The sequence below is a fragment of the Caulobacter sp. P1_D6 genome (assembly GCF_056406095.1).
Genome location: NZ_JBFUAW010000019.1, coordinates 23604 through 49630, shown reverse-complemented (window position 1 = coordinate 49630; position 26027 = coordinate 23604). Strand labels below are relative to the sequence as shown.

General features: G+C 69.6%; 25 protein-coding genes. 9 read left to right on the top strand and 16 right to left on the bottom strand.

Annotated elements, in window-relative coordinates; translation table 11 throughout:
• Positions 1 to 8 precede the first annotated feature (8 nt).
• Both AC1DYP_RS12250 and AC1DYP_RS12245 read right to left on the bottom strand, forming a co-directional pair.
• Positions 9 to 1568 (bottom strand): flavin monoamine oxidase family protein, encoded by a 1560-nt coding sequence (locus tag AC1DYP_RS12250; RefSeq protein ID WP_477046561.1) that lies wholly within the window; start codon positions 1566 to 1568, stop codon positions 9 to 11.
• 119 nt (positions 1569 to 1687) lie between these two features.
• The gene (locus AC1DYP_RS12245; RefSeq protein WP_477036279.1) at positions 1688 to 1894 is read right to left on the bottom strand and encodes a hypothetical protein; all 207 of its coding nucleotides are present in this window, start codon (positions 1892 to 1894) and stop codon (positions 1688 to 1690) included.
• Between the two features lie 119 nt (positions 1895 to 2013).
• Here AC1DYP_RS12245 and AC1DYP_RS12240 point away from each other — a divergent pair, with 119 nt between their 5' ends.
• The 6 genes from AC1DYP_RS12240 to trpC all read left to right on the top strand — a co-directional run bounded on the left by AC1DYP_RS12240 (position 2014) and on the right by trpC (position 7343).
• Entirely contained in the window at positions 2014 to 3702 is a 1689-nt protein-coding gene (locus AC1DYP_RS12240) for a tetratricopeptide repeat protein (RefSeq protein ID WP_477046560.1), read from the top strand.
• 138 nt (positions 3703 to 3840) lie between these two features.
• Positions 3841 to 4158 carry an ArsR/SmtB family transcription factor gene (locus AC1DYP_RS12235; RefSeq protein WP_477046559.1) on the top strand — a complete coding sequence of 106 codons (318 nt, stop codon included), beginning with the start codon at positions 3841 to 3843 and terminating at the stop codon, positions 4156 to 4158.
• A 105-nt stretch (positions 4159 to 4263) separates the two neighbouring features.
• Positions 4264 to 4755: an SRPBCC family protein gene (locus AC1DYP_RS12230; protein WP_477046558.1), complete on the top strand. Its 492-nt coding sequence runs from the start codon at positions 4264 to 4266 to the stop codon at positions 4753 to 4755.
• A gap of 174 nt (positions 4756 to 4929) precedes the next feature.
• Positions 4930 to 5526: an aminodeoxychorismate/anthranilate synthase component II gene (locus AC1DYP_RS12225; protein WP_028037584.1), complete on the top strand. Its 597-nt coding sequence runs from the start codon at positions 4930 to 4932 to the stop codon at positions 5524 to 5526.
• A 3-nt stretch (positions 5527 to 5529) separates the two neighbouring features.
• Positions 5530 to 6558, top strand: a complete 1029-nt coding sequence (gene trpD / locus AC1DYP_RS12220) for an anthranilate phosphoribosyltransferase (protein WP_477046557.1) — start codon at positions 5530 to 5532, stop codon at positions 6556 to 6558.
• Entirely contained in the window at positions 6555 to 7343 is a 789-nt protein-coding gene (gene trpC, locus AC1DYP_RS12215) for an indole-3-glycerol phosphate synthase TrpC (protein WP_477046556.1), read from the top strand. The genes trpD and trpC overlap by 4 nt, the downstream gene beginning before the upstream one ends.
• A gap of 7 nt (positions 7344 to 7350) precedes the next feature.
• Here trpC and AC1DYP_RS12210 read toward each other — a convergent pair whose 3' ends face one another.
• Positions 7351 to 7770 carry a DUF5990 family protein gene (locus AC1DYP_RS12210; protein ID WP_477046555.1) on the bottom strand — a complete coding sequence of 140 codons (420 nt, stop codon included), beginning with the start codon at positions 7768 to 7770 and terminating at the stop codon, positions 7351 to 7353.
• Positions 7771 to 8051: 281 nt separating this feature from the next.
• On the opposite strand from AC1DYP_RS12210, the gene lexA reads away from it, so the two are divergent.
• Positions 8052 to 8756, top strand: a complete 705-nt coding sequence (lexA, locus tag AC1DYP_RS12205) for a transcriptional repressor LexA (RefSeq protein ID WP_477036272.1) — start codon at positions 8052 to 8054, stop codon at positions 8754 to 8756.
• Positions 8757 to 8903: 147 nt separating this feature from the next.
• Here the strand turns inward: lexA and AC1DYP_RS12200 are convergent, their stop codons facing one another.
• The 3 genes from AC1DYP_RS12200 to AC1DYP_RS12190 are packed head-to-tail and all read right to left on the bottom strand — an operon-like array spanning position 8904 to position 12069.
• A complete protein-coding gene (locus tag AC1DYP_RS12200) occupies positions 8904 to 9311 on the bottom strand; it encodes a GFA family protein (protein ID WP_477036271.1) in 408 nt (135 codons plus the stop codon).
• Between the two features lie 51 nt (positions 9312 to 9362).
• The gene (locus tag AC1DYP_RS12195) at positions 9363 to 10010 is read right to left on the bottom strand and encodes a glutathione S-transferase family protein (protein WP_477046554.1); all 648 of its coding nucleotides are present in this window, start codon (positions 10008 to 10010) and stop codon (positions 9363 to 9365) included.
• Between the two features lie 16 nt (positions 10011 to 10026).
• Positions 10027 to 12069, bottom strand: coding sequence for a ComEC/Rec2 family competence protein (locus AC1DYP_RS12190; RefSeq protein ID WP_477046553.1), 2043 nt, complete (start codon positions 12067 to 12069; stop codon positions 10027 to 10029).
• 172 nt (positions 12070 to 12241) lie between these two features.
• On the opposite strand from AC1DYP_RS12190, the gene gltX reads away from it, so the two are divergent.
• Together gltX and gltA are read left to right on the top strand one after the other, a co-directional pair.
• On the top strand, positions 12242 to 13678 hold the full coding sequence (gltX, locus tag AC1DYP_RS12185) for a glutamate--tRNA ligase (protein ID WP_477046552.1): 1437 nt from the start codon (positions 12242 to 12244) through the stop codon (positions 13676 to 13678).
• 67 nt (positions 13679 to 13745) lie between these two features.
• Positions 13746 to 15026, top strand: coding sequence for a citrate synthase (gene gltA, locus AC1DYP_RS12180; protein ID WP_477046551.1), 1281 nt, complete (start codon positions 13746 to 13748; stop codon positions 15024 to 15026).
• A gap of 52 nt (positions 15027 to 15078) precedes the next feature.
• On the opposite strand, the gene AC1DYP_RS12175 is transcribed toward gltA, so the two are convergent.
• The 10 genes from AC1DYP_RS12175 to rseP form a co-directional block, all read right to left on the bottom strand.
• Complete coding sequence (locus AC1DYP_RS12175) at positions 15079 to 15351, bottom strand: EscU/YscU/HrcU family type III secretion system export apparatus switch protein (protein ID WP_477046550.1); 273 nt, start codon at positions 15349 to 15351, stop codon at positions 15079 to 15081.
• Between the two features lie 10 nt (positions 15352 to 15361).
• Positions 15362 to 16996, bottom strand: a complete 1635-nt coding sequence (gene fliK, locus AC1DYP_RS12170) for a flagellar hook-length control protein FliK (RefSeq protein ID WP_477046549.1) — start codon at positions 16994 to 16996, stop codon at positions 15362 to 15364.
• Positions 16997 to 17103: 107 nt separating this feature from the next.
• Positions 17104 to 18303 (bottom strand): lipid-A-disaccharide synthase, encoded by a 1200-nt coding sequence (gene lpxB, locus AC1DYP_RS12165; protein WP_477046548.1) that lies wholly within the window; start codon positions 18301 to 18303, stop codon positions 17104 to 17106.
• Positions 18300 to 19142, bottom strand: a complete 843-nt coding sequence (lpxI, locus tag AC1DYP_RS12160) for a UDP-2,3-diacylglucosamine diphosphatase (protein WP_477046547.1) — start codon at positions 19140 to 19142, stop codon at positions 18300 to 18302. The genes lpxB and lpxI overlap by 4 nt, the downstream gene beginning before the upstream one ends.
• Positions 19143 to 19152: 10 nt before the next feature.
• Positions 19153 to 19947, bottom strand: a complete 795-nt coding sequence (gene lpxA / locus AC1DYP_RS12155; RefSeq protein WP_477046546.1) for an acyl-ACP--UDP-N-acetylglucosamine O-acyltransferase — start codon at positions 19945 to 19947, stop codon at positions 19153 to 19155.
• Positions 19944 to 20435: a 3-hydroxyacyl-ACP dehydratase FabZ gene (gene fabZ, locus AC1DYP_RS12150; RefSeq protein WP_477046545.1), complete on the bottom strand. Its 492-nt coding sequence runs from the start codon at positions 20433 to 20435 to the stop codon at positions 19944 to 19946. The genes lpxA and fabZ overlap by 4 nt, the downstream gene beginning before the upstream one ends.
• A complete protein-coding gene (gene lpxD, locus AC1DYP_RS12145) occupies positions 20432 to 21457 on the bottom strand; it encodes a UDP-3-O-(3-hydroxymyristoyl)glucosamine N-acyltransferase (protein ID WP_477046544.1) in 1026 nt (341 codons plus the stop codon). The genes fabZ and lpxD overlap by 4 nt, the downstream gene beginning before the upstream one ends.
• A 48-nt stretch (positions 21458 to 21505) precedes the next feature.
• Entirely contained in the window at positions 21506 to 22147 is a 642-nt protein-coding gene (locus AC1DYP_RS12140; protein ID WP_477046543.1) for an OmpH family outer membrane protein, read from the bottom strand.
• Between the two features lie 5 nt (positions 22148 to 22152).
• The gene (gene bamA / locus AC1DYP_RS12135) at positions 22153 to 24513 is read right to left on the bottom strand and encodes an outer membrane protein assembly factor BamA (protein ID WP_477046542.1); all 2361 of its coding nucleotides are present in this window, start codon (positions 24511 to 24513) and stop codon (positions 22153 to 22155) included.
• A 17-nt stretch (positions 24514 to 24530) separates the two neighbouring features.
• A complete protein-coding gene (rseP, locus tag AC1DYP_RS12130) occupies positions 24531 to 26015 on the bottom strand; it encodes an RIP metalloprotease RseP (RefSeq protein ID WP_477046541.1) in 1485 nt (494 codons plus the stop codon).
• Between the last annotated feature and the right edge of the window lie 12 nt (positions 26016 to 26027).

The following is a 26027-nucleotide window of genomic DNA, read 5'->3' as shown; positions in this document are numbered from 1 at the left end:
CCGCCCTTCTAGGCCGCCGACACCCTTGCCTGGATCAGCTTCAGCGCCTCGTGCGCCGACAGCGCCGCGCCCTCCTGCCAGGCGTTGATATAGCTCATGTGCTCGCCGGCGAAGTAGAAGGCGCCGTCGGGCTTGCAGAGCTCGGCATAGTCTGTGGCGCGCTGTTCTTCCTTCCAGCCCACGGCCACGCCTTCGCTGTAGGGCGTCTGCATCCACGAGACCGTGAAGGGCTTGGTCAGCTCCTTGCCGTGGCCAGGGTGGAACTTCTCGATCACCTTGCGCGACAGGGCGAAGCGCTCGTCGAACGACATGGCCGCGTATTTCGGCGGCGCAGCCGGACCAGAGAAGCCGATCGAATAGGCGCCGACCAGGATGCCGGTCTTCTCGCCGATGCCGCCGCTGGGATACCAGACCAGCTCGTTGGCCTCGTCGGTCCAGCCCAGGCCGCCGTACTGGAAATCGTCCTGCTCCCAGAACCGTCGGCTCTCCCAGGCCACCTTGGTGCCGTGGTGGTATTCGGCCGCCGCGATCGCCTGCTTCACGCGGGGCGCGAAGTCGGACGGGATCTTGGCCAGCACCGGCAGCGGGATCGTGCAGATGCAGTAGTCGGCCTCCAGCGTCTGTGCGCCGGCCTTGTCGGCATAGGCGATCTTCACGCCTTTCGAAGTCTTGCGCAGTTCCTTGACCACCGCCTCGAACTTCACGGCCGGCTTGACCGCCTCGTAGAGCGCGTAGGAGATCCGGTCCATGCCGCCGACCGGCTGCAGCATGGTGGCCTGCATGTCGATGATCTCCTCGAAGATCAGGCTGGCGCCCCAGAAGTTGGACTTCATCATGTCGGCCATGCGCAGCGGCGGCCCGCCCTTGGGCGGGTGGTCGTAGCCGCCCGGCGAGGCCAGGAAACCGGCCCGCGTGGAGCCAGCGTAGCTATTCTTGGAAAGGTCGCCGTAGGCTGACAGGTAGCCCAGCAGCTTCTGCTTATCGAGGCCGGTCAGCTCCTGGTCCAGCGCGCCCTTGTCGACGGCCTTGGCCAGCAGTTCGGTGAAGGCGCCGCGGGTGTCGTTGACCGCCTGGCGCTCGGTGACCACCTGGCCCGCGAAGTCCAGCTTGGCCGAACGATTGGCGTTGACCATCACCTCCAGCGGCACGCCCAGTTCCTGGCAGTAGCCGAGGACGGCGTGGTGCCACTGCGGGATGCGGGCGGGGCCGGCGTTGAAGTAGTCGTTCTTGCCGGCGGCCCAGTCGACCGTCTGGTCGGGCCGGCCTGTCTGGATGATCTTCGAGCCGGCGCGCACCGACCAGGCCCGGCCGCCCGGCCGCTCGCGCGCTTCCAGCACCGTGACCGTGTAGCCCGCCTTGCGCAGCTCGTAGGCGGCGACCAGGCCGGCGATGCCCGCGCCCAGGATCGCCACCGACGCGCCCTTGCCCCCGGCCAGGCCCAGCTTGGGCGCTCCGGCATAGGCGCGGGGCGCGGCCAGCAGGCCAATGCCCATCATGGTGGTGTAGAGGGCCCCATAGCCGCCGGCCGAACCGACCGCACTGAGAAACCGGCGTCGCGAAATGCCCATGATCGTCCCCTCGTTTTGCGCGAGGCATGGGAGGAGCAATCGCAAGACCTGGCAATAGACGGCGGCGACGCTTGCCGTCTCAGCGTCCCGGCGCCCGATGAGCAGGCGCCGTCGGGTCGTTAGTCGCCCAGACGCTCCGACGGCAGATGTTGCACGACCGCCGGCGGGGCGATGATCATCACCGTGGCGAAGGTCACCGCGCTCAAGGCCGCGAAGGCGGCGGCGGCCAGGACCGGCCCCATCCTCTGCCGGCGCATCGGTTTGCGCAGCAGGGCCCGGGCATAGGCGATCGCGGCGGAATCGAGGGCGGAATCAGCGGGGTTCATGACGTCAGCATGCCCGAGCCCCCGTGCGCCGCAATGTCCCATATCGTCGCAAATCGCGTGCGCCGGCTCCCAAGTCTGGAATAGTCGCCGCTCGAGTACGCCGTTCGCGGAGAGTCGCCGTGCAGGACCTGATCGCCGCCCGCTTCCAGGAAGGCCTGGCCCATCACCAGGCCCAGCGCTTCGCCGAGGCGCAGGAGGCCTACAGCGAGGTGCTGGGCGCCGATCCCCGCCACGCCGAGGCCTGGCGACGGATGAGCCTGCTGGCCGAACAGTTCGGCCGCCCCGACCTGGCCCTGGACTGGATCGGCAAGGCCGTCGCGCTGGAGCCGGACAATCTCCACTACCTGTTCGCCGAAGCCGTGACCCTGCAGGAGGCCGGCCGCCTCGCCGACGCCGAGGCGCGCTATCGCCGGATGATCGCCGTCAATCCCGACCTGGCCGACGTCCACAGCAACCTGGGCGTCGTGCTGCGCGGCCAGGGCCGCAAGGCCGAGGCCCTGGCCGCCTATCAGCGGGCCGTCGCGCTGTCGCCGGACTCGCCGGTGTTCCTGGACAACCTCGGCATCGCCCTGGACGGCCTGGACCGACACGCCGAGGCCGAGGCCTGCTTCCGCGCCGCGATCGCCCGGGATACCGGCTACGTCAACGCCTGCCACAATCTGGGCAAGTCGCTGCACGCTCAGGGGCGCCTGGAAGACGCCGGCCAGGCCTTGCAGGAGGCCCTGCGCCGCCGGCAGGACGACGCCAGGATCATGAACGACCTGGGCGTGCTGCTGCACGCGCTGGGCCGGATCGCCGACGCCGAGAGGGTCTATCGCGCCGCCCTGGCCCTGACGCCCGGCGACGCCGACCTGCACTATAATCTGGGCCTGATCCTGCTGCTGGCTGGCCGGCTGCCGGAGGGCTGGGCGGAATATCACTGGCGCTGGAAGTCCGACGGCTATCGGGTTCGCCTGCGCGGCTTCGCCCAGCCCGAATGGGACGGCTCGTCCCTGCCCGGCGGCGTCCTGCTGATCCACGCCGAACAGGGCCTGGGCGACACCCTGCAGTTCTGCCGCCTGGTTCCGCTGGCCGCCGCCCGCCTGGCGCCCGACGCGCGGCTGGTCTTCGAGACGCAAGGGCCGCTGGTCTCCCTGCTGCGCGGCCAATGGCCGGGGATCGAGGTCATCGGGCGCGGCGATCCCCTGCCCGCCTTCGACGCCCACCTGCCGCTGCTCAGCCTGGCCGGCGTGCTGGACCAGAACCACCAGACGATCGACGGCGCGCCCTACCTGCGCCCCGATCCGGACCGCGTGGCGGCCTGGGCGCAGCGCCTAACCTCGTTGAAGGGCCTGAAGGTCGGCCTGGTTTGGGCCGGCGGCCTGCGCCCGGGCGAGCCGCACGCCGACGCCATCGACCGCAAGCGTTCGGTCACCCTGGCGGCCCTGGCGCCCCTGGCCGCCGTTCCCGGCGTCTCGTTCGTCTCGCTGCAGAAGGACGCCCCCGCCGCCCAGGCCAGGATCCCGCCGGCCGGCATGGCCCTGCTCGACCTTTGCGACGACCTGACCGACTTCGTGGAGACCGCCGCCGTGGTCGCCAATCTCGACCTGGTGATCACCGTAGACACCGCCGTCGCCCACCTGGCGGGGGCCATCGGCACGCCGGTCTGGCTGCTGAACCGCTTCGACACCTGCTGGCGGTGGGAGTTGGGGCGCGAGGACAGCCCCTGGTACGCGGACCTGCGTCAGTTCCGACAGCCCACGCACGGCGATTGGGACAGCGTCGTGGCGGCGATGGCGGCGGCTCTGGCGAAGCGGGTTGGCGGCTAGGCGGCTAGGCGGCTAGGCGGCTAGGCGGCCGCCTCGCTCCGCGCGATTTAGTTAGCCAATCAGATAACTGTTATTGACAACCGTCGACACGCACAGATAGTTAGCCACATGGATAACTTATCATCGAGTCTCGACCTTGTGTTCGGCGCCCTCGCCGACCCGACCAGGAGAGCCGTCCTGGCGCGCCTGGGCGAGGGCGACGCCTCGATCGGCGAACTCGCCCGCCCCTTCGACATGGCGCTGCCCAGCCTGATGAAGCACGTCCGGGTTCTGGAGGCCGTCGGCCTCGTGGAATCCCGGAAGAGCGGGCGCGTCCGCACCTGCCGCCTGAAGCCGGCCGCCATGACCGAGGCCGAACATTGGCTGGCCGAGCACCGTGCGGTCTGGGAGGCCCGCCTGGATCAGCTCGAGGCCTATGTGAAGACAATCGAGAAGAAGCCCGGAAGCGAAGGCTGAAACGATCGAGCTCCACGAACGGCGGGCTCGCCGCGACCACGATCTCCGGGGTTCGAAAGCGTCATCGACGCCCCAACACATCCATCCCAATCGAAGGATCCGATCATGACCTCGTCCACCAACGCCGCGCTTTCGCAATGGGCGCTCGATCGCGAAATCGTTCTCTCGCGGGTCATCGATGCGCGGCGCGACATCGTGTTTTCCGCCTGGGCCGACCCGCAACATCTGCCGCACTGGTTTGGCCCCGCCGGCTTTGAGATCGAGACCAAGGAGATCGACATCCGTGTCGGCGGCCTGTGGCGCTTCGACATGACCGCGCCGGACGGCCAGTGCTGGTCCAGCCGGATGCAGTTCCTCCGTATCGAGCGACCGACCCTGATCGAGTTCGATCACGGCCTGGACACCGACGACGATCCGGGCCGCTTCCGGACGACCATCACGTTCGACGAACAGGACGACGGCAAGACCGTGATCACCTTGCGTCAGATCCATCCGACCAAGGCGCAGCGCGACGCGGGCATCGGCTTCGGCGCCGTCGAATACGGCTATCAGACGCTCGAAAAGCTGGCGCGCCATGTCGAGGGCTTGCCGGCCTGATTGGTCGGCCGCCGGATCACCACCGCCAGCGGGCGGCGTCACGCCGCCGTCCCGTTGGCCCAGGTCCGAGCCCTAGGCCTTGCAACCCGAGCTGAACTGAACGATGTACCCTGCGTCCACGACCGCGCAGGGCCCGCAGCGTTCGGGCGGTCCATTCAAGAGCTTGGCGGCGTCATGATCCTGGTCATCGATAACTACGACAGCTTCACCTACAACCTCGTCCACTACCTGAACGAGCTGGGGGCGGACACCGTCGTGCACCGCAACGACGACCTGTCGGTGCAGGAAGCCCTGGGCCTGCGGCCGAACGCGGTGCTGCTGTCGCCCGGCCCCAAGGCCCCCGACCAGGCCGGCATCTGCCTGCCGCTGCTGCGCGGCGCGCCCGACGACCTGGCCATCCTGGGCGTCTGCCTGGGCCACCAGGCCATCGGCCAGGCCTATGGCGGCGATGTGATCCGCGCCAAGGAAGTGATGCACGGCAAGACCAGCAAGATCTTCCACAACGACCAGGGCGTGTTCAAAGGCCTGCCCAACCCGTTCATCGCCACCCGCTATCACAGCCTGGCGGTCGACAAGGCCACCCTGCCCGACGACCTGGAGATCACGGCCTGGACCGAGGACGGCGAGATCATGGGCGTGCAGCACAAGACCCGTCCCGTCTACGGCGTGCAGTTCCACCCCGAGTCCATCGCCACCGAGGGCGGCCACCAGCTGCTGGCCAACTTCCTGGACCTGGCCAAGGTCCAGCGCGACGCGGCGATCTGGGTCTAGATCATGTCGGACGCCTTCAAGCCTCTGCTGGCCAAGCTCGCCGACGGCCAGACCCTCGACGAGGACGACGCCGAGATCTTCTTCGCCGCCTGCCTGCGCGGCGAGCCGACCCCGGCCCAGGTGGCCGCGGCGGTCACCGCCATGCGCCTGCGCGGCGAGACCGTGGGCGAGATCACCGCCTGCGCTCGCGCCATGCGCCGCGCGGCCATCCACCTTGAGCACCCGTATGACGTCATCGATGTCTGCGGCACCGGCGGCGACGGCCTGCACACCCTGAACATCTCCACCGCCGTGGGCTTCGTGGCCGCCGGCGGCGGCCTCAAGGTCGCCAAGCACGGCAACCGGGCGATCACCTCCAAGTCGGGCACCGCCGACGTCCTGGCCGCCCTGGGGGTCAATATCGACGCCAGCCTGGCCCAGCAGCGCCACGCGCTCGATACGGCCGGCATCTGCTTCCTGTTCGCCCAGTCGCACCACGGCGCGATGAAGCACGTCTCGCCGATCCGCCAGCAGCTTGGCTTCCGCACCATCTTCAACCTGCTGGGCCCGCTGACCAATCCGGCCGGCGCCAAGCGCCAGGTGGTGGGCGTCTCGGCCCATCGCTTCGTCGAACCGGTGGCCAAGGCCCTAGGTGCGCTCGGAGCCGAGCGGGCCTGGTCGGTGCACGGGGCCGGCATGGACGAGTTGACCACAACCGGCGAGACCGAGGTCGCCGAATGGCGCGACGGGTCCCTGCGGCTGTTCACGATCACCCCGGAAGCCGTCGGTCTACCGCGCGCGGCCCTGGCCGACATCACCGGCGGCGATCCCGCCTTCAACGCCGCCGCCCTGACCGCCCTGCTGGGCGGCCAAAAGAGCGCCTATCGCGACATCGTCATGCTCAACGCCGCCGCCGCCTTCCTGGTGGCCGACAGGGTCGAGACCCTGCGCGAAGGCGTGGAACTGGCCGGCACCGTGCTCGACGACGGCCGCGCCCAGGCCGCCCTGGCCGGATTGGTCGCCGCCACCAATACCGAAGTAGTGACCGCATGACCGACATCCTCGCCAAGATCGCCGCCTACAAGCGCGAGGACGTGGCCGATCGTAAGCGTCGCCGGTCGTTCGCCCAGGTCGACGCCGCCGCCCGATCCGCCAACGGCCCGCGCGGCTTCAAGGCCGCGCTGGAGGCGCACCACGCGCCCGGCAAGCTGTCGTTGATCGCCGAGATCAAGAAGGCCTCGCCGTCCAAGGGCCTGATCCGCGCCGACTTCGATCCGCCGGCCCTGGCCCGCGCCTACGCCGCCGGCGGCGCGGCCTGCCTGTCCGTGCTGACCGACGGCCCCAGCTTCCAGGGCGCCGACGGCTACCTGATCGACGCCCGCGCGGCGGTCGCCCTGCCCTGCATCCGCAAGGACTTCCTGGTCGACCCCTGGCAGGTGGCCGAGAGCCGCGCCCTGGGCGCCGACGCCATCCTGGTCATCCTGGCGATGATCGACGACGCCCTGGCCGCCGACCTGATGGCCGAGGCCGCGCGCCTGGGCATGGACGCCCTGGTCGAGGTGCACGACGAGGCCGAGATGGACCGGGCCGGCAAGCTGGGCTCGACCCTGGTCGGGATCAACAACCGTGACCTGAAGAGCTTCGTGGTCGACCTGGCCGTCACCGAACGCCTCGCCGCCCAGGCTCCCAAGGACGCCCTGCTGGTCACCGAGAGCGGCCTGTTCGTCGCCGCCGACGCGGTGCGCATGGAAGCGGCCGGCGCCAAGGCCATGCTGGTCGGCGAAAGCCTGATGCGCCAGGCCGACGTGGCGTCGGCGACGAAGGCGCTGCTGGGCTAGGACCCGGTCAGTCCGCGACCCGCCAGGGTCGTAGCGGGCGCACCGTCGCGCAGGCCGGACCGCCGTCCTTGTCCCTTCCGGGCAAGCAGGCCTCCAAGACCTTGCCGGCCAGCGCCTGATCCAGCAGGTCGGTCGGCAGCGTGTGGATGTCGATCTTGGCGCGCCGGCTCCAGGGCGACGCCCCCGCGCCCGCCTGGCCTCCGATGGCGATGTAGACGAAGCGCCGTTCCGGTCCTTCGCTGCGGACGAACTCCCCCAGGAACTTCGGTCCCGGCGCGACGCGCACGGGAACGTCGAACGACAGTGGTCCGCCGCCGGCGACGACCTGACCGACGGCCTGGCTCTTCTTGTCCTGCAGGCTGTAAGCGCATCCGGGAACGGGGTCCTGGATCGTCAGCCTGAGCGTGATCGTCTCGCCCGTCGCCATCCGGTTCTCCAACCTGCCGCGCGTTCCGACTCCGTAGCCGGACTCCGTCAGGGTCCGCAATCCGCGACAGGTCCCACCAGGCGGGGTCAACGCCGCCTGATTCCCTCCGGGGCGGCCTTGATCACCCGTTCGCCCCGCTTCGCCCCAGTCCGGCCTCTGTATTTCCTCGGGAATTCGCCCGCCCTCCCGGCGAACACCGTTAACTTGACATCAACGAAGAACACCTAGAGAACATTCACAGAGGTTTGCGGTTTGTTCCGCGACGACTGGCGAGGCCGGACATGCTCACGCGCAAGCAGCACGAGCTGCTGATGTTCATCCACGAGCGGATCAAGGAGACCGGCGTCTCCCCCTCCTTCGACGAGATGAAGGAGGCGCTGGACCTGGCGTCGAAGTCGGGCATCCACCGGCTGATCACGGCGCTGGAAGAGCGTGGCTTCATCCGCCGCCTGGCCCACCGGGCCCGTGCGCTGGAAGTGGTCAAGCTGCCCCAGCAGGCCACGGCGGCCGCGCCGCCGAAGGGTCGAGGAACCTTCAAGCCACAGGTGCTGGAAGGCGGCGGCCAGCCGCCGTCGGCGCCGGGCGCGCCGATCGCCGCCGACACCACCCGCGAGCTGCCGATCCTCGGCCGCATCGCCGCCGGCACCCCGATCGACGCCATCCAGCACGAACGCGAGCGCCTGCCGGTGCCGGAGACCATGCTGGGCAGCGGCGAGCACTATGTGCTCGAGGTCCAGGGCGACTCGATGATCGAGGCCGGCATCCTCGACGGCGACTATGTGATCATCAAGAAGGGCGACACCGCCAACAGCGGCGAGATCGTCGTGGCCCTGGTCGGCGAGGAAGCCACCCTCAAGCGCCTGCGCAAGAAGGGCGGCTCGATCGCCCTGGAAGCCGCCAATCCCAAGTACGAGACCCGCATCTTCGGCCCCGACCAGGTCGAGGTGCAGGGCAAGCTGGTGGGCCTGATCCGGCGCTATCATTAGGTTTTCGATCCGCTCATCCCGGCGAACACCGGGACCCAGATCGTAAGGCGCTGAGTCTGATTGGACGGACTCAGCGCCTTTCTATTTGAGCGCTCCGCCATCCCATCTGGGTCCCGGCGTTCGCCGGGATGAGCGGGGGTTTGGCATTCAAGACGCCATCCCCGCCGGCCGGTTCTCCACATATTGCGGCACGTTCAGCGGCGGCAGCCACGGCTCGCGCCGCTTCACCCAGACCTCGTACTGCGGCGTGAACTGGCCGGTGTCGTCCAGCCCGCCCAGATGGATCTCGATCTCGCCGTCGCCCTCGCCTTCCGCCGTCCAGAACAGCGGCGAGCCGCAGGTCGGACAGCCGTGGAGCAGGCCGTGCTCGGCGCCGGCCCAGATCGCCGGCGAACCTTCGATCCGCACCCGGTCTGTCCGGAACGCCGCGAAGGCGTTGAACGGCGCGCCGTGGCGCTTGCGGCAGGTCATGCAGTGGCACAGCCCCACCCGCAGCGGTCCGCCCTCAGCCACGTATCGCACCGCCCCGCAGGCGCAGCCGCCTTGCCGCTCCATGATCGCCTCCGTCGTTCGTTCCAGGCCTAACGCCCGACCTCGCCTTCGGGCTCAGAAAGCCAGCCGGCCCTTCAGTTCGCCGAACGGGACCATCACATGCTCCCGGTAGGCCGGACGGGCCCGCAGGCGCTCGTACCAGGCCTGGAGGCCCGGCAAGGCGGGTCGTTCGATCTCCAGCTCGAAATAGCGGTAGAGGTGCGCGCCGATGGCGATGTCCGCCAGCGACAGGGTCTCGCCGACGACGAAGGGGCGGTCCGCCAACTGTGCGTCGACCAGGCTCAGGCAACGAGCGGTTTGATCCAGGGCCCTGGCCACGGCGGCTTCGTCGCGCTGGGCCTTCGGCGTGCGATAGCCGCCCCAGAACACGCCACTCAGGAAGGCCGGCTGCAGCGCGGTCTGCGCCCAGTCCATCCAGCCGTCGACCGCCGCCCGGGCGGCCGGATCGGCGGCCCAGAACCGGTCCGCGCCATGGGCGGCCGCCAGGTAGCGCAGGATGGCGTGCGACTCCCAGACCATGACCTTGCCGTCCGCGATCACCGGAACCTTGCCGTGCGGGTTCATCGCCCGGAACGCCGGCTCGTCCAGCCCGCCGAAGTCGCCGCCGGCCGGGATATGCTCATGCGGCAGGTCCAGCTCGCCGACCAGCCACAGCACCTTCTGGACATTGGCCGAACTGCGCCGGCCCCAAACTCTCAACATCTGGCCTCGAGCATGTCTAGCGCTCCGAAACACCGGTCCAGGGCCTGACGCCTCGCAACGGCTGGGCCCAAACGATCCACCATTCGCCGCCGCGCCGATAGAGCTCGGCCGCACCGCCGGCCGCGAAGTCGTCGGCGTCGAGCACGATCCGATCGCGGCAGGCCGGCGGGATGGGCGGCGCGGCCCCGCGCAGGACGACGATCTCCGCCTCGGCGCACATCGTCGCCAGGGTCTCGAAGTCCGGGGCGGACTTGCTCCACGACAGGGCCAAGGCCACGAGCGCATCGGCGGCTGGGGCGCAGGACCGCCGCTCGCAGACGTAGAGCGGGCTGGGCGCGGCGCTTTCCGGCACGATCAGGCCCCGGCGGCGGCCCCACAGCTCGGCCCCGAAGCGGCGGGCGTCGGGACGCAGCAACACCGCCTCGCGGCCCTGACGCACCGCCGCCGTGGTCCCGTCCGGGGCGATCCAGACATCGGGCGGCGTCGCGCGCGGCCACAGCGCCACCGCCAGAGCCAGAGGCACGCCCAGCCAGCGCAGGCGGCCTTGCCACAGGCACAGCAGCATCAATCCGACGAAGGCCAGGGCCAGGGTGAACGGCGGGCCGCTGGCCACCACGTGCTGGGCCCCGCCGGCGTTGGCGAAACCCTCGGCGATCCACATCATCGCGCCGATGCCCCAGCCGGCCACGGTGAGGAACGGCTCGCCCAGGCCGAAGCCCTCCAAGGCCGCGCCCAGCGCCAGGAACGGCATGATCACGAACGACGACAGCGGCGCGACCGCCAGGTTGGCCGGCAAGCCCCAGACGGCCACGCGGTTGAAGTGCTGCATGGCGAACGGTCCCGTCGCCATGCCCGCCACGAAACTGGCCCCGACGCTGACCGCCAGCCAGCTCAGGGAGCCCTGGATGGCCCGGATCCACCAGGGCGCCGAGATCTCGCGCACCGGGCGCGGCCAGGCCTCGGCCAAGGCCACCAGAGCGGCGGTGGCCGCGAACGACATTTGAAATCCGGGCGCGCCCGCGGATTCGGGTTGGACGAGCAGGATGATCAGCGCCGCGATCGCCAGGCCGTGCAGGGTGATGGCCTGGCGGTCGAACAGGATGGCGGCGAAGGCCACGGTGGCGGTGATCGCGGCTCGCATGGCCGGCGGCGGCGCGCCGGAGATCACCAGATAGGTCCCGACGGCGGCGAGGCCCGCCAGGGCCGCGACCTTCTTGCCCGGAACCCGCAGCGCCGCCCACGGCCAGGCGGCGATCAGCAGGCGCACCAGGCCGAAGGCGAAGCCGCCGACGATGGCCATGTGCAGGCCCGAGATCGACAGGATGTGCGCCAGGCCCGAGGCGCGCATGGCCTCGGTCTGATCCTTGGTGATCCAGGCCTCGTGGCCGGTGACCATGGCCGCGGCGATGCCGCCGCGTTCGGGGCCCATGTCGTCGACGATGCGGCTTGCCAGCCGCCAGCGGAAGGCGTTGACCGCCATGGCCACGCGCAGCCGCCAGGGCGGCGAGTCCAGCGCCGTGGGCCGCGACTGGCCGATCGCGAAACCGACGCCGCCCACGCCATGGAACCAGGCGTCGCGGGCGAAGTCGTAGGCCCCCGGCGCGGCCGGCGGCGGCGGCGGTCCCAGCATGGCCCGCAGGCGGACCGCCTGGCCCGGCGCGGGAATGTCCTCGGCCTCGACGGTCACCCGCACCCGCTTGGGCGTGTCTTCGGGCGCCAGACGACTGATCTGGACCGGCGCGATCAGCAGGCGCGGCCCGCCCGCGCCGGGGCTGACCACGTCGACCACGAAGCCGTCGATCGTCATGACCGTCCGCTCGCCCGCCAGGATCGGCGCGGCGACGGCATGCGAGCGGACCTTGCCCGCCACCGCCCCGGCCGCCAGGAAGGCCGCCAGCACCAGCAAGACCGACAGGCCGCTGGCCGAGCGTCGCCCGACCAGCCACGCCAGAAGCGCCAATCCCGCCGCCGTTCCGACCAGCAGCGCCCAGGACGGTTCGGCCTTCAGTTCCAGATAGCCGGCCGCGCCCAGGCCGAGCGCCACGGGCGACCACAGCATCCAGCGCTCGCGATTGGCGGCGATCTCACCGATCAGCGAAGCTGTTACCGCTCCCAGGCTAGGAAGCGCGCGAAGACGCGTGCTAAGACGCCCCGCCCAGCCGCCAGCGGATCTATCCGATGTCGCGGTCCTAGCCGTTCCACCGGCCTCCAGTCCGTCAGCCTTGATCTCTATGACCAATTCCCCCCCGACCACTTCCGGCACGACCGCTTCCGGCGTCGTCACCCGCTTCGCCCCGTCGCCGACCGGCTTCCTGCACATCGGCGGCGCGCGCACGGCGCTGTTCAACTGGTTATATGCACGCCATACGGGTGGGAAGTTCCTTGTTCGCGTCGAAGACACCGATCGCGAGCGCTCGACCGAGGCGGCCGTCGCCGCCATCTTCGAGGGCCTGGACTGGCTGGGCCTGAAATCCGACGAAGAGGTCGTCTTCCAGTACAGCCGCGCCGACCGCCACCGCGCGGTGGTGGAAGAGATGCTGGCCGCCGGCCGCGCCTATCGCTGCTGGATGACCGTCGAGGAACTGGCCGCCGCCCGCGAAGCCGCCCGGGCCGGCGGGCCGGCCCTGCGCTCGCCCTGGCGCGACGCCCCGCCCCCCAACGACCCGAGCCTGCCGCACGTCATCCGCTTCAAGGGTCCGACCGAGGGGACGACCCTGGTCGACGACCTGGTCAAGGGCCCAGTGACCTTCAACAACGCCGACCTGGACGACCTGGTCCTGCTCCGTGCGGATGGGGCTCCGACCTACAACCTGGCCGTGGTGGTCGACGACCACGACATGGGCGTCACCCACGTGATCCGCGGCGACGACCACCTGAACAACGCCGCCCGCCAGACCCTGATCTACCAGGCCAACGGCTGGACCCTGCCGGCCTTCGGCCACATCCCGCTGATCCACGGCCCGGACGGCGCCAAGCTCAGCAAGCGCCACGGCGCCCAGGCCGTCGGCGAATTCGCCGACATGGGCTACATCCCCGAGGGCATGCGCAACTACCTGGCCCGCCTGGGCTGGGGCCACGGCGACGACGAGGTGTTCAGCGACGAACAGGCGATCAGCTGGTTCGACGTCAAGGACGTGGTCAAGGCCCCCGCCCGCCTGGACTGGGCCAAGCTGAACTTCATCAACGGCCAGCACCTGCGCGTGGCCGAGGACGGCCGCCTGGCCGACCTGACGCTAAAGGCGCTGCAGGCCCAGAAGGCCGAGCTGCCGGCCGACGCCGCCGCGCGCCTGCTGGCCGTGGTGCCGCAGGTCAAGGAAGGCGCCAAGACCATCCTGGAGTTGGCCGAGCACTGCGCCTTCGCGCTGAAGGTGCGTCCGCTGGCGCTGGAGGAAAAGACCGTCAAGCAACTGACCGACGAGACCGTCGAGCGGCTGATCCGCCTGCGCGCCCAGCTGGGCGCGGCGCCGGTCTGGGGCGTGTCGGAGCTGGAAACCCTGTTGAAATCCTTCGCGGAATCCGAGGGCGTGGGCTTTGGCAAGTTCGGTCCGTCGCTGCGCGGAATCCTCACCGGCGGCTCCCAGGCGCCCGACCTGAACAAGATCATGACCGCCCTCGGCCGCGACGAGTCTCTGGGGCGACTTGACGACGCCCTGGCGTCGCGCGCATGAGGCGCTATAACGCAACCGCGAAATCGAAAACTGGACTGACCGTTCCACTCTTGAAGGGGTCTCTCGCATGACCGACAAAGCCACGCTGACGATCGGCGAAAAGAACTACGACCTGCCGATCCTCAAGGGCAGCACGGGTCCGGACGTGCTGGACGTGCGTAAGCTCTACGCCGACTCCGACCACTTCACCTTCGATCCGGGCTTCACCTCGACCGCGTCGTGCGAAAGCAAGATCACCTATATCGACGGCGACGCCGGCATTTTGCTGCACCGCGGCTATCCGATCGACCAGCTGGCCGAGAAGTCCTCGTTCCTGGAAGTCTGCCACCTGCTGCTGAACGGCGAACTGCCGACGGCCGATGAATTCACCAAGTTCGAACGCAACATCACCTACCACACGATGCTGCACGCCCAGTTCGACAGCTTCTTCCAGGGCTTCCGCCGCGACGCCCACCCGATGGCCGTGATGACCGGCGCGGTCGGCGCTCTGTCGGCCTTCTACGCCGACAGCCTGAACGTCGATGATCCCAAGCAACGCGAGATCAGCGCCCATCGCCTGATCGCCAAGATGCCGACCATCGCCGCGCGCGCCTTCCAGTACTCGCAAGGCCGTCCGTTCGTGACGCCGCGCAACGAGCTGTCGTACTCGGAGAACTTCCTGCGCATGTGCTTCTCGGTGCCGGCCGAGGATTGGGTCCCCAATCCCGTCCTGACCCGCGCCATGGACCGCATCTTCATCCTGCACGCCGACCACGAGCAGAACGCCTCGACCTCGACCGTCCGCCTGGCCGGTTCGTCGGGCGCTCACCCGTTCGCCTGCATCGCCGCCGGCATCGCCTGCCTCTGGGGCCCGTCGCACGGCGGCGCCAACCAGGAAGCCCTGGAGATGCTGGAAGAGATCGGCACGGTCGAGAACATCCCCGCCTTCGTGCAGGGCGTGAAGGACAAGAAGTACAAGCTGATGGGCTTCGGCCACCGCGTGTACAAGAACTTCGACCCGCGCGCCAAAGTCATGCAGAAGACCTGCTACGAGGTGCTGGAGCAACTGGGCATCAACGACCCGCTGCTGCACGTGGCCATGGAGCTGGAAAAGGTCGCCCTCAGCGATCCCTACTTCATCGACCGCAAGCTGTACCCGAACATCGACTTCTATTCGGGCATCACCCTGCGCGCCATGGGCTTCCCGACCAACATGTTCACCGTGCTGTTCGCCCTGGCCCGCACCGTCGGCTGGATCAGCCAGTGGAAGGAAATGTTCGAGGATCCCTCGCGCAAGATCGGCCGTCCGCGCCAGCTCTATACCGGCGCCACGCAACGCGACTACGTGGCGGTCGAAACGCGCGGCTAAGCGCGTCGGCATCGCTGAATGGAAAAGGCCTCGCGAAAGCGGGGCCTTTTTCTTAGCGCCCTTCGGCGCTGCGCAGGATGAAGCCCAGGATCTCGGCGACGGCGACGTAGAGCGCCTCGGGGATTTCCTCGTCGAGCTCGATGGTCGACAGGGCCTGGGCCAGGGCCGGGTTCTCCTCGATCGGCACGCCATGCTCGCGGGCGGTCTCGATGATCTTGTCGCCGACCCAGCCGCGGCCCGAGGCCACCACGCGCGGGGCGCCCGGCTCCTCGTACTGCAGGGCCACGGCGATGCGCGGTCCGGTGGAGCGGATCGGGCCGGTCATGTGGCCCCTCTCATGTAGCTTGATCCAGGAATTGCCCGGGAGCGGCGGCCGAGGCGCGCGGCTGGCCGGTGTGGAAGGCCACCTCGGGCTCCAGGGCGGCCTCGCGCAGGGCGCTGTTGAGGCGCTCCTCGCCCGTGCGCAGGCGGGCCATGGCGGACGGGCGCTCGGCCCACAGCGACACGCGGGCCCGGTCGCCGGTCAGGGCCACCTGGGCGTGGACGGGACCCATGGGCTCGACGTCCAGCGAGAAGCGGGCGCGCCAGGTGCGCCCCAGGGCGTGGCCGCCCTCCCCGCCCGAGCCGCCGCCGTCGCGGCTGATCTCGAACTGGGCGGCGGCGGGCCCCTGCGGGGTCATGAACGGCATGTCGAACACCCAGCGCTGGGCGTGGTCGTCCACCGGACGGCCGGCGGCCGGCGGCTCGGGCAGCGAAGCGATCTGCAGCAGCTCGGTGCGGGCCAAGGCCGCGCTGGTCTCGGTCAACAGGCGCTGGGCGACGGCGTGGGGGCCCGCGCCGGTCGGCAGGCCCGGCTGGGCGGCCGCCTGGGCGTGGGTCGGGGCCCCGGCATAGGGCGGCGGGGTCTGGGACGGCGGCGCGGGCGCGGCCTCGGGTCCGCCATAGGCCATGGCCGCCGAGGCCGTGCGCGGCATGGCCAGGAGCGTCGGCGGAAAGTCCTCGGCCACGATGGCCCCGAAGGCCGGCAAGGGCGGGGGCTGTGGCGGCGCGGGGGGAGGACGGACGGCCTGCCAGGGCGCGTTGACGTTCGGCCAGCCGCCGGCCGGCTTGGCCAGCGCGGGCGCGCCGTCGTCGGCGGGCGGCGGGACCGGCGTCTCCGGATCGGCGACGACCGGGTCGACCGACGCGCTCGTCGACGACGTGGTCGTGGCGATCAGGGCGTGGGGCGTGCCGCGATCGGCGAGTTGGGCCGCGGAGGCCGCCGCCGTGGCGGCGGGGCCTGGCGGCGCGTTCAGCGGGGCGCTCGGCACGGGGCCGGCCTGGGCCGAGGTCGGCGGCAGACCGCCGGCCCAGGCCTTGACCACCTCGCGGAACACCAGCAGCGCCGCCTTCATGTCGCTGTTGGGCGTCGGCGTCGGGACGGCCTTGGGCGGCGCGGTCAGGGTGCCGGTCTGCTGGCGCTGGGCCTGGCCGCTGGACGCCAGGCGGGCCTCCAGGAACAGGCCGGAGCGTTGCAAGGCCTGGCGGATCTCGGGGCCGCTGATCTGGCCGTCCATGCGCGCGCTCAGCGCCATGACCTGGGCGATGGCCGCCTTGACCTGGCGCGGGGTGTCGGGTTCGGCGGCGGCCTGGGCCATGTCGGCCATCAGCGGCGCGAGGCCCGCCTGGCGGCCGGCGGCGCGGCCGGCGGCGGCCGCGACGGCGCGGGCGGGCGTGTCGGCCAGAACCTCGGGACCACCGGCGACGCTTCGAGCCTCGGCCAACCGGGCCCGGCTGGCCTCGCCTTCGCCCACGGCGTTCTTGGCCAGGTTGACCGGGTCCTCTTGAGATTGGGAATCGGACTGGTCGATCATCGCGCCCAGGGTCTCGACCGTCTGGATGACGGCGAGTCGGGCAAGCGCGTCGGCCGCCTGGTTCACCGGAGTGGACGGCGCCAGGGGCGACAAAGGGGCGACCGGGAAGATCGTCACGCCAGGGCTCCAGCCGGCGACGAGAGGATCGCCAGAGCTTCCAACCTAGCGGAGAGCCGTGAAGCGTATCTTAAAGGCTTGCTTAACGCCTTCGGGACCGCGGCCGCCTAGACGGCCCATCCGCGCGCCCTCAGGAAGTCCAGCAGGGCCGAAGCCGCGGCTTCCGAAGGGTCGGGCATGCCGCGCCCCATCCGGTCCAGGGCCGCGCTCTGGGCGGCGATCTGGGACTCGCGCAGCGAAGGGGCGTCCAGCCGCCTGGCGACCTCGGCGGCCAGGGCCCGGCCCGTGCAGGCCTCCTGCAGCAGCTCGGGCGCGACCGTGTCGTCGGCGGCGATGTTGAACAGCGTCACCCAGTGCGGCTTGAACATCGATTTCAGCAAGGCGTAGGTGATCTTGCCGGTGACGTAGCCGACCACCATCGGACAGCCGGCCAGGGCCAGTTCGGTGGTCACCGTGCCGCTGCACGCCAGGGCGACCGTGCCGGCGACCATGGCGTCGTCCTTGAGGTCGTCGCCCTCGATGACATGGGCCCGGAACGGCCAGGCCGCGACCCGGGCCTTGACGCTTGCGGCCACGGTCGAGGCGGCCGGCACGACGACGTGCAGGTTCGGCCGCTCGGCCTTCAACCGGCGCACGGCGTCCTCGAACGGCGGCATGACCCGCTGGATTTCGGACGGACGGCTGCCGGGCAGCACCAGCAGGATCGGCTCGCCGGGCGCCGCGCCGATCGCGGCGCGCAGCCTGGCCGGATCGGCGTGGCTGAAATCGTGGGCCAGGGCAGAGTTGCCGACGAAGACGCTGGGCAGATCGACGGCGTCGAAGAACGGCTTGTCCATCGGCTGGATCGACAGCAGCAGGTCCACCGCCCCGGCCAGGTCCTTGGCGCGGCTGGCGCGATAGGCCCAGACCTGGGGGGCGACATACTTGACCAGGGGCAGGTCGGGATCCTGCTTCCGCAGCGCCTTGGCCAGGCGGATGTTGAAGCCCCAGCTGTCGATCAGCACCGCCACGTCGGGCTTTTCGCGGGCCGCCAGGGCCAGGGTGTCCTTCAGGCGCGCCATGGCCCTGGGATAGGCCTTTAGGCTCTCCACGATGCCCAGGATCGACAGCTGGGCGATGTCGAACGGGCTCTCGACGCCCTCGGCCGCCATCTTGGCCCCGCCGACGCCGACGAAGCGCACCTTGTCTGCGCCGAGCCGGTCGCGCAGCACGCGGGCCAGCTTGGCGCCCAGGGCGTCGCCCGAGGCCTCGGCCGCCACCAGCATCACGGTCAGCGGTCCGGACTTCGGGAGGCTCTCGGGGCTCATGCGTCGGCCCGTGGTTCGACCCCGTACACGAACAGGCCCAGGTCGTCGGCGCAGGCGATGACCTGCTCGCGATCGACGATCAGCAGGCGTCCGGCCTCGCCGACCACGCCGGCCAGGCCGGCGCGGGCCGCGCGCTGCACGGTGGCGACGCCGATGGTGGGCAGGTCGACCTTGGTCTCCTGGATCGGCTTGGGCGCCTTGGCCAGCACGCCGCGCGGCGCCTCGGCGTTGCCGCGGATGGCCTGAGGCAGGTCGGCCACCCGGCGGAGCATGGCGTCGGTGCCCTCCTGGGCCTCGACGGCCAGCACCAGGCCGTCGCAGACCACGGCGCCCTGCCCCACGTCCAGCGCGCCGATGGCCCGGGCCACGTCGAGGGCGCGGTCCATGTCGGCGACGTGGCTGTCCTTGGGAACATGCTTGCCCAGCGCCCCGCGCGGCAGCGTCATCTCGCCCCGCACCTCGTGGGCGCCCTCGATCGCGAAGCCTTCCTTCTCGAACTCGGCCAGCAGGCGGCGCAGCAGGGCGTCGTCGCCCTTGCGGGCGGCGTTGACCAGGCCCGGGATCACGGTCAGGCCGCGCAGGTCGGGCTTGATGGCCGCGAAGTCGGGCCGATCGACCACGCCCGCGAAACACACCACCTCGCAGCCCTCGGCCCGCAGCGCCTTGAACACCTTGCCGAACTCGCCCAGCCCGACCTCGACGCCCGGATAGCGGGCCAGGACCGGTTGGGCGAACGACCGCAGGCGCATCACCGCGAACGGCCGGCCGGCCGCCTCGCAGTGCTGGGCCAGCTCCACCGGCAGGGAGCCGCCTCCGGCGATCAGACCAAGCTTGCGCATGGTCGCCCTCCTAGACTTCGCGCTCGGGAAGGCACAGGGGCCTGTTGGCCTCGGAGCGGATGAACTCGACGATCTCCATCACCTCGGGCGTGTCGGCATGGGCTTCGGCCACGTCGTCCAGGCGCTCCTGGAAGGTGCCTTCGTCGGCGAACAGCAGGCGGTAGGCCGCGCGCAGGGCGTTGATCGCCTCGCGGCTGWAGCCGCGGCGCTTGAGGCCCACCAGGTTCAGCCCCTCGAGGTGGGCGTGGTTGCCCCACACCGAGCCGTAGGGAATGACGTCCTTGGTCACCACGCCGCCGCCGCCGACGAACGAATAGCGGCCGATGCGGGTGAACTGGTGGACGGCGCACAGTCCGCCCATGAACACGAAGTCGCCGATCACCACGTGGCCGCCCAGCGTGGCGTTGTTGGCGAAGGTCACGCGATCGCCGACGATGCAGTCGTGGGCGACGTGGGCGCCGACCATGTAGAGGCTGTCGGAGCCGACCTTGGTCACCCCGCCCCCGCCCATCGTGCCGGTGTGCATGGTGACGTGCTCGCGGATGATGTTGCGCTCGCCGATCACCAGCCGGGTGTCCTCGCCCTTGTGGGCCAGGTGCTGCGGCGCGCCGCCCAGCACCGCGAACGGATAGATGGTCGAACCCGCTCCGATCTGCGTCGCGCCCTCGATCACCACGTGCGAGACCAGCCGCACGCCGTCGCCCAGCTGGACCTTGGGGCCCACGGTGCAGAAGGCGCCGATCTCGACGTCCTGGCCCAGCTGCGCGCCGGGCGAAACGATGGCGGTCGGATGGATCTGGCTCATGCCTTGGGCGTCTCCACCACCATGGCCGCGAACTCGGCCTCGGCCGCGACCTTGTCGCCGACCTTGGCCACGCCCTTGAACTTGAAGATGCTCGAACGCGCGCGGACCACCTCGACTTCCATGCGGATCACGTCGCCGGGGCGCACGGGATTGCGGAAGCGGGCGTTGTCGACCGACATGAAGAAGATGGTCTTGCCGTCGGTGTCGACCTCGAGCGACTTGCTCATCAGCACCGCGCCGGTCTGGGCCAGGGCCTCGATGATCAGCACGCCGGGCATCACCGGGTTGCCCGGGAAGTGGCCCTGGAAGAACGGCTCGTTGATCGTCACGCACTTGATGCCGACGATCGACTGGTGGGCGCGATAGGCCTCGGCCCGGTCGACCAGCAGGAATGGGTAGCGATGCGGGATCCGGTTCAGGATCTCGGCGATGTCGATATTGGCCGAACCCTCGCTGGCTTGGGGCTCTTCAGTCTTGGATTGGCTCATTCTGGCCCCTTGATTCCCCGGCCGCCCGCCTTGCGCGACAGCCATGCGGTTTCTCGGAGCCACCGCTTCAGCGGTCGCGCCGGAAACCCAGTCCATGTTTCGCCGGCCGGCACGTCCTTGAAGACCGACGCCGAGGCTCCGATCTGGGCGCCCGCGCCGACCGTCAGGTGATCGGCCACGCCGGCCTTGCCGCCGAACGCGACTCCGTCGCCCACCACGGTGCTGCCGGAAATGCCCGTGAAGGCGGCGGCGACGCAGTTACGACCGAGCCGGACGTTGTGGGCGACATGGACGAGATTGTCGATCTTGGTGTTCTCGCCGATCGTCGTATCGCCGAAAGCGCCCCGATCCACGCAGCTGTTGGCGCCGATGGTCACCCCGTCCTGCAGGATGACCCGCCCCAGCTGCGGCAGGTCGACGACGCCCTTAGGACCGCCGGCCGCGCCGAATCCCGCCTCGCCGATCACCGCCCCGGCGTGGATCGACACCCGATCGCCGACCAGCGCGAAACCGATCACGGCGTTGGCGCCGATCCGGCAGTCGCGGCCGACCGCCACGCCCGGTCCGATCACCACGCCAGGCGCCAGATAGGTCCCGCGACCGATCCTGGCCCCCTGCCCGATCACGACGCCCGGAGACAGCCTGACGCCATCCTCCAGTTCGCAATCGGGATGGATGGACTGCACCGAACCGTCGTGACGGCGCGGCGCGTGCAGCCTTTCGGCCGCGGCGGCCCATGAGGCCTGCGGATGGCTGGTCAGCAGCAGCCTGCAGCCGGCCGGAGCCTGGGCCGCGTGCTCGGGCCGCAGGAAGCAGGCCGCGCCCTTCAGGCCGGCCAGGTCGGCCAGGCGCTTGGGATCGGACAGGAAGGTGACGGCGCCCGCGCCGACGCTCTCGAGCGGAGCGACGTGCGAGATCAGGTGGTGGCCGTCGGCCGGATCGGCCAGCCGAGCACCGCTCAGGCTGGCCAGTTCCGTGAGGGTCGCCGGACCCATGTCTTCGAAAAAGCGCGGGTCCGGCATTGGTCCTCTCGGGGGAGCGGCCCGGGCGTTAGGCCCGAGCCGACTCAACTACGGCTTCTTGGGGGTCGGTTGGARAGCTTGAGCCCCCGGAGCCGCTTGGTCCAGACGTTCGCGGTCGAAGGTCAGGGTCTTGATGCGGGCGTCCACGGCCGCCACGACGCCGTCGGTGATGTCCATGGCCGGATTGCCCAGCAGGACCGATTCCCGCTCGATCAGGATCGCGCAGGTTTTGGCTTGATAGGCCTGACGGATGGCCGGGTCGAGTTCCTGATACACGCGAGCCAGTTGCTTCTGCTCGGTGGCCTCGACTTCGCGCTGGCGCAGCTGGCCCTTACGCTGCCAGGCGTTGGCGCGCACTTGCAGGGCGGCGGCCTGTTGCTCCAGGGCGCTTTGGTCCAGGGTGGCCTTCTTGGCTTCCAGGGCCTTGGCGTCGTTGTCCAGGCTGGTGCGCTCGCCGCCCAGCTCGGCGTTGACCTGCGCGATGATGGCCTTCAGGCGAGCATCGACAGCCTTGCCGACCAGCGAGGTCGCCACGGCGCGCTGGCTCGAGAAGATGCAGACGCCGGCGATCGGCGCGCCATGGGTGACCGCCGGAGCGGCGGCGGGCGGCGCGGCCTGGGCGAAAGCGCCCGACGCCGTGGCGAGAGCGGCCAGACCCGAGACGGTCGCGGCGAGGAACTTGGAGGTCATGTTGGTTAGAACCTTGTGGAGGTGGAGAACCGGAAGGTTTCGGTTCTGTCGTAGTCTTCTCTAGCGAGAATATGGCTGAAATCGAACCGGATGGGACCCATGGGGGACTTCCAGTCGATGCTCAGACCGGCCGAAGCACGCAAGGCCAGGTTGTCCTTGATGTTCGGGTTGATGGTGCCGTCCGAGTTCAGACGATCGATGTCGTCCAATTGGCCGGCCGTACCGAAGTCGGAGAAGACTGCGGCCTTGATGCCGTACTGCTCGGGCAGGAAGGTCGGAACCGTCAATTCGAACGTGCCGATCGCATAGAGCTTGGCGCCCAGGGCGCTGCTCTGCGTCGTCGTGTCGCGCGGACCGATGCCGGCGATCTCGAAGCCGCGGAACGTCGAACCGCCCTTGTAGAAGCGGTCGTTGATGCGGATGTTGTCGCCGCCCCAACCTTCGATATAGCCCGCCGAACCGGTGGCGCTGAAGATGAAGTCCTTGTTGAAGCCCCAGTACCAACCGCCGTCGGTCTCGGTCTTCAGATACTTCACGTCGCCGCCGAAGCCGGCCAGATCCTGGCTCAGGTCGGCGAACCAGCCGCGGGTGGGTTGGATCGGGTCGTTGCGCTTGTCGATCCGCATGCCGTAGCCGAACAGCGAGGTGATGTAGGAACCGCGCTGCAGGCAGAGGATGTCCGACACCTGGCCGCTGGCGCAGAGATTGTCCTCGACGCTGACCTTGTCCTGACGGAGCTGGTAACGCAGGCTCATCGAAGCGTTCGAGGTCAACGGGAAGCCCAGACGCAGCGTGCCGCCGGTCGACTGGGTGTCGTAGGCGGCGTAGTCGCTCAGGTCGTAGCGGTACGAATACAGGTCCAGGCCGGCGCGCAGGTCGCGGCCCAGGAAGCGCGGCTCGGTGAAGCCGAAGTCGATCTGCTGACGCAGCGAACCGACCGAGACGCGGGCCCGCAGGTTCTGGCCGCGGCCGCGGAAGTTGCGTTCGGTGATGCCGACGTCCAGCACCAGCTTGTCGACCGAGCTGTAGCCGGCGCTGAACGACAGTTCGCCCGTCGGCTGCTCCTCGGTCTTGACCCGCAGGGTCGTGCGGTCGGGCCGGTCGCTCGGCACTTCCTCGATGTCGACGTCCTTGAAGAAGCCCAGCGCGCGGACGTTGTTCTTCGAGCGGTCGACCAGGACGCGGTTGTAGGCGTCGCCTTCGGCCACTTCCAGCTCGCGGCGCACGACGTAGTCCAGCGTGCGGGTGTTGCCGACGATGTCGATCCGGTCGACGTAGACCCGCGGGCCTTCACGCACCGAGAACACCACGTCCACGGTGTTGGTCTCGTGGTTGGGCACGTAGCGCGGACGCACGTCCACGAAGGCGAAGCCGGCGGCGCCCGCCGCGAAGGTCAGGGCGTCGGTGGCCTGCTCGATCTTCTCGTCTTCGTACAGCTGGCCGGTGCGGACCGGCAGGATCTGGGCCAGCAGGTCGCCGTTCAGCTTCTTCAGCTCGGTCTCGACGGTGATCTTGCCGAACTTGTACTTGGGGCCTTCCTCGATCGTGTAGGTGACCGCGAAGCCGTTCTTGTCGGTGGCCAGTTCGGCGACCGAGGCCACGACGCGGAAGTCGAAATAGCCGCGGTTGCGATAGAACTTGCGCAGCTGCTCGCGGTCGTACTCGATCCGGTCCGGGTCATAGTTGTCGTTGCTGGTCAGGAATTTGTACCAGTGCGACTCCTTGGTGACGATGACGTCCTTCAGGTCGTTGTCCGAGAACTCGCTGTTGCCCAGGAAGTTGACGCCGAGCACGCCGCTCTTGGGGCCTTCGTTGATCTCGAACACCAGGTCGACGCGCTTTTGCGGCAGTTCGACCACCTTGGGCGTCACCGTGGCCGAGATGCGGCCCGAACGGCGATAGAGCTCGATGATGCGCTGGACGTCGGCCTGGACCTTGGCGCGGGTGAAGATGCCGCGCGGACGGATCTGCACCTCGTCCTTCAGCTTGTCTTCCTTGAGCGCCGAGTTCCCCTCGAAGACCACCTGGTTGATGATCGGGTTCTCGACGACCTTGACGATCAGGTCGCCGCCCTGGAGCTCGATCTTCACGTCGGCGAACAGGTCGGTGCGGGCCAGGGTCTTCAGCGCCAGGTCGAGGCGCTGGGGATCGACCGTCTCGCCCGGCTGGATCGGCAGGTAGGACAGCACGGTCCCCTGCTCGATCCGCTCGTTGCCCTGCACCACGATGCGCTGGACCACGCCCGTCATCTGGGCCTGGGCGAAGGCGATCTGCGGCGCGGTCAGCGCCGTGGAACCGAGAAGGAGCGCAACGCCGGTGGCGAACGCGGCGCTATGGGCGCGAATTTTGCTCATGGGACCAATCATGGACGGAAGGCGACCGCTCAAGAGAACAGACCGCCGAAGAATTTGAACACGCTCAAGCGCTGCAGATCATTCCAGGTCGCGAACAACATGAAACCCATCAACAGTGCAAGGCCAACCCGATAACCGGCCGCTTGCAGCCGCGCCCCCAGAGGTCGCCGCGCGACCGCCTCGTAGGCGTAGAACAGCAGATGGCCCCCGTCCAGAACGGGGATCGGCAGCAGATTCATGAAGCCGATGCTCACCGACAGGAACGCGGCGAGTTGGAGAAGATTGACCCCCGCGCCGAGCAGCATGGTGGGCAGATTCGTGCCGGCCGCCGCGCCCATCTGGGCCATCTGCCCCGACGTCTTGGCGATGCCTATGGGGCCGCCGATCTGGTCGGCCGAAACCTCGCCGCGGATCATGCGGCCCAGATAGTAGACGGTCGTGTCGAGCACGCCCCAGGTGCGGGTGACTCCGAAGCCGAGCGCCTGGATCGGATTGTAGCGCACCCGTTCGATGTACTGGCGGGGCATCATCCGGCTCAGGCCCAGCATCAGGCGGCGTTCGGTCTTGCCGTTGGCCATGGGCGCGTCGCCCAGGGCCGGGGTCGCCACCAGCTGGATCGTCTGTCCGCCGCGATAGACGTCGAAGGTGATCGGAACCGCGCCGCGTCGCTTCACGAAGGCCGTCAGGTCCTCGAAGCTGTTGATCGCCGTCCCGTCCGCGCGCTGCACGACGTCGCCGCGCCTGAAGCCCGCCCGCTCGGCGGCGCCGCCCGGCTGCACCTCGTCGACGACCGCCGGAACGCCGAAGCCCAGGACGCCGCCCTTCTGGCTGCCGCCCAGGCCGTCGGGGATCTCGGCGAGCGCCGGCGTCGCCGTCAGGGCCAGAGTCTGGTCGCCGCGCTTGACCTCGAAATCGATCGGCACCGCGCTGCGAAGCATCGCGTACTGATCCAGGTCGGTGAAGTCCTTCAGCTTGCGGCCGTCGACCGACAGGATGACGTCGCCCTGCCGGAAGCCCGCCTCGGCGACCGGGCTGCCGGCGTTCACGCCGGTGACGATCGGCCGGCGGATGACGTCGCCGAAAACGCCCACCAGGGCCGCGAACAGCACGATGGCCAGGATGAAGTTGGCGACAGGGCCCGCCGCGACGATGATCGCGCGCTGCCACAGCGGTTTGAAGTGGAAGTAGCGGGCGACCGCTTCCCGGCCCTCGCGGCGCTCGATCTCGGCGCGCAAGGCCTGCAGGTCGTCCTGGTCAGGCACGCTGGCGACGTTCTCGTCGCCCGAGAAGCGCACGTAGCCGCCCAGGGGCAGCCAGCCGAGCTGCCATTGCACGCCCGCCTTGTCGCGCCACTTGGCGATCGGCTTGCCGAACCCGATCGAGAATCGGTCGATGGCCACGCCGCAGGCCTTGGCCGCCCAGAAGTGTCCCAGTTCGTGAATCGTCACGACCAGCAGGATCACCAACGGGAAGGCGATAAGGTAGGTCGCGGCGGACTGGATGAAGCCGAGCATGTCGGATTTCTT

Bases quoted from the DNA above. Each gene is read 5' to 3' on its own strand.
- lpxB (WP_477046548.1), bottom strand. From the start codon at position 18,303: ATGAGCCCCGAGAGCCTCCCGAAGTCCGGACCGCTGACCGTGATGCTG.
- AC1DYP_RS12175 (WP_477046550.1), bottom strand. From the start codon at position 15,351: ATGACCGGCCCGATCCGCTCCACCGGACCGCGCATCGCCGTGGCCCTG.
- bamA (WP_477046542.1), bottom strand. From the start codon at position 24,513: ATGATTGGTCCCATGAGCAAAATTCGCGCCCATAGCGCCGCGTTCGCC.
- lpxI (WP_477046547.1), bottom strand. From the start codon at position 19,142: ATGCGCAAGCTTGGTCTGATCGCCGGAGGCGGCTCCCTGCCGGTGGAG.
- AC1DYP_RS12210 (WP_477046555.1), bottom strand. From the start codon at position 7,770: ATGGCGACGGGCGAGACGATCACGCTCAGGCTGACGATCCAGGACCCC.
- AC1DYP_RS12245 (WP_477036279.1), bottom strand. From the start codon at position 1,894: ATGAACCCCGCTGATTCCGCCCTCGATTCCGCCGCGATCGCCTATGCC.
- rseP (WP_477046541.1), bottom strand. From the start codon at position 26,015: ATGCTCGGCTTCATCCAGTCCGCCGCGACCTACCTTATCGCCTTCCCG.
- lexA (WP_477036272.1), top strand. From the start codon at position 8,052: ATGCTCACGCGCAAGCAGCACGAGCTGCTGATGTTCATCCACGAGCGG.
- fabZ (WP_477046545.1), bottom strand. From the start codon at position 20,435: ATGAGCCAATCCAAGACTGAAGAGCCCCAAGCCAGCGAGGGTTCGGCC.
- AC1DYP_RS12195 (WP_477046554.1), bottom strand. From the start codon at position 10,010: ATGTTGAGAGTTTGGGGCCGGCGCAGTTCGGCCAATGTCCAGAAGGTG.
- trpC (WP_477046556.1), top strand. From the start codon at position 6,555: ATGACCGACATCCTCGCCAAGATCGCCGCCTACAAGCGCGAGGACGTG.
- gltA (WP_477046551.1), top strand. From the start codon at position 13,746: ATGACCGACAAAGCCACGCTGACGATCGGCGAAAAGAACTACGACCTG.
- AC1DYP_RS12225 (WP_028037584.1), top strand. From the start codon at position 4,930: ATGATCCTGGTCATCGATAACTACGACAGCTTCACCTACAACCTCGTC.
- trpD (WP_477046557.1), top strand. From the start codon at position 5,530: ATGTCGGACGCCTTCAAGCCTCTGCTGGCCAAGCTCGCCGACGGCCAG.
- AC1DYP_RS12250 (WP_477046561.1), bottom strand. From the start codon at position 1,568: ATGGGCATTTCGCGACGCCGGTTTCTCAGTGCGGTCGGTTCGGCCGGC.
- lpxD (WP_477046544.1), bottom strand. From the start codon at position 21,457: ATGCCGGACCCGCGCTTTTTCGAAGACATGGGTCCGGCGACCCTCACG.
- AC1DYP_RS12200 (WP_477036271.1), bottom strand. From the start codon at position 9,311: ATGGAGCGGCAAGGCGGCTGCGCCTGCGGGGCGGTGCGATACGTGGCT.
- AC1DYP_RS12230 (WP_477046558.1), top strand. From the start codon at position 4,264: ATGACCTCGTCCACCAACGCCGCGCTTTCGCAATGGGCGCTCGATCGC.
- gltX (WP_477046552.1), top strand. From the start codon at position 12,242: ATGACCAATTCCCCCCCGACCACTTCCGGCACGACCGCTTCCGGCGTC.
- AC1DYP_RS12190 (WP_477046553.1), bottom strand. From the start codon at position 12,069: ATGCTGTGGTCGCCCGTGGCGCTCGGCCTGGGCGCGGCCGGCTATCTG.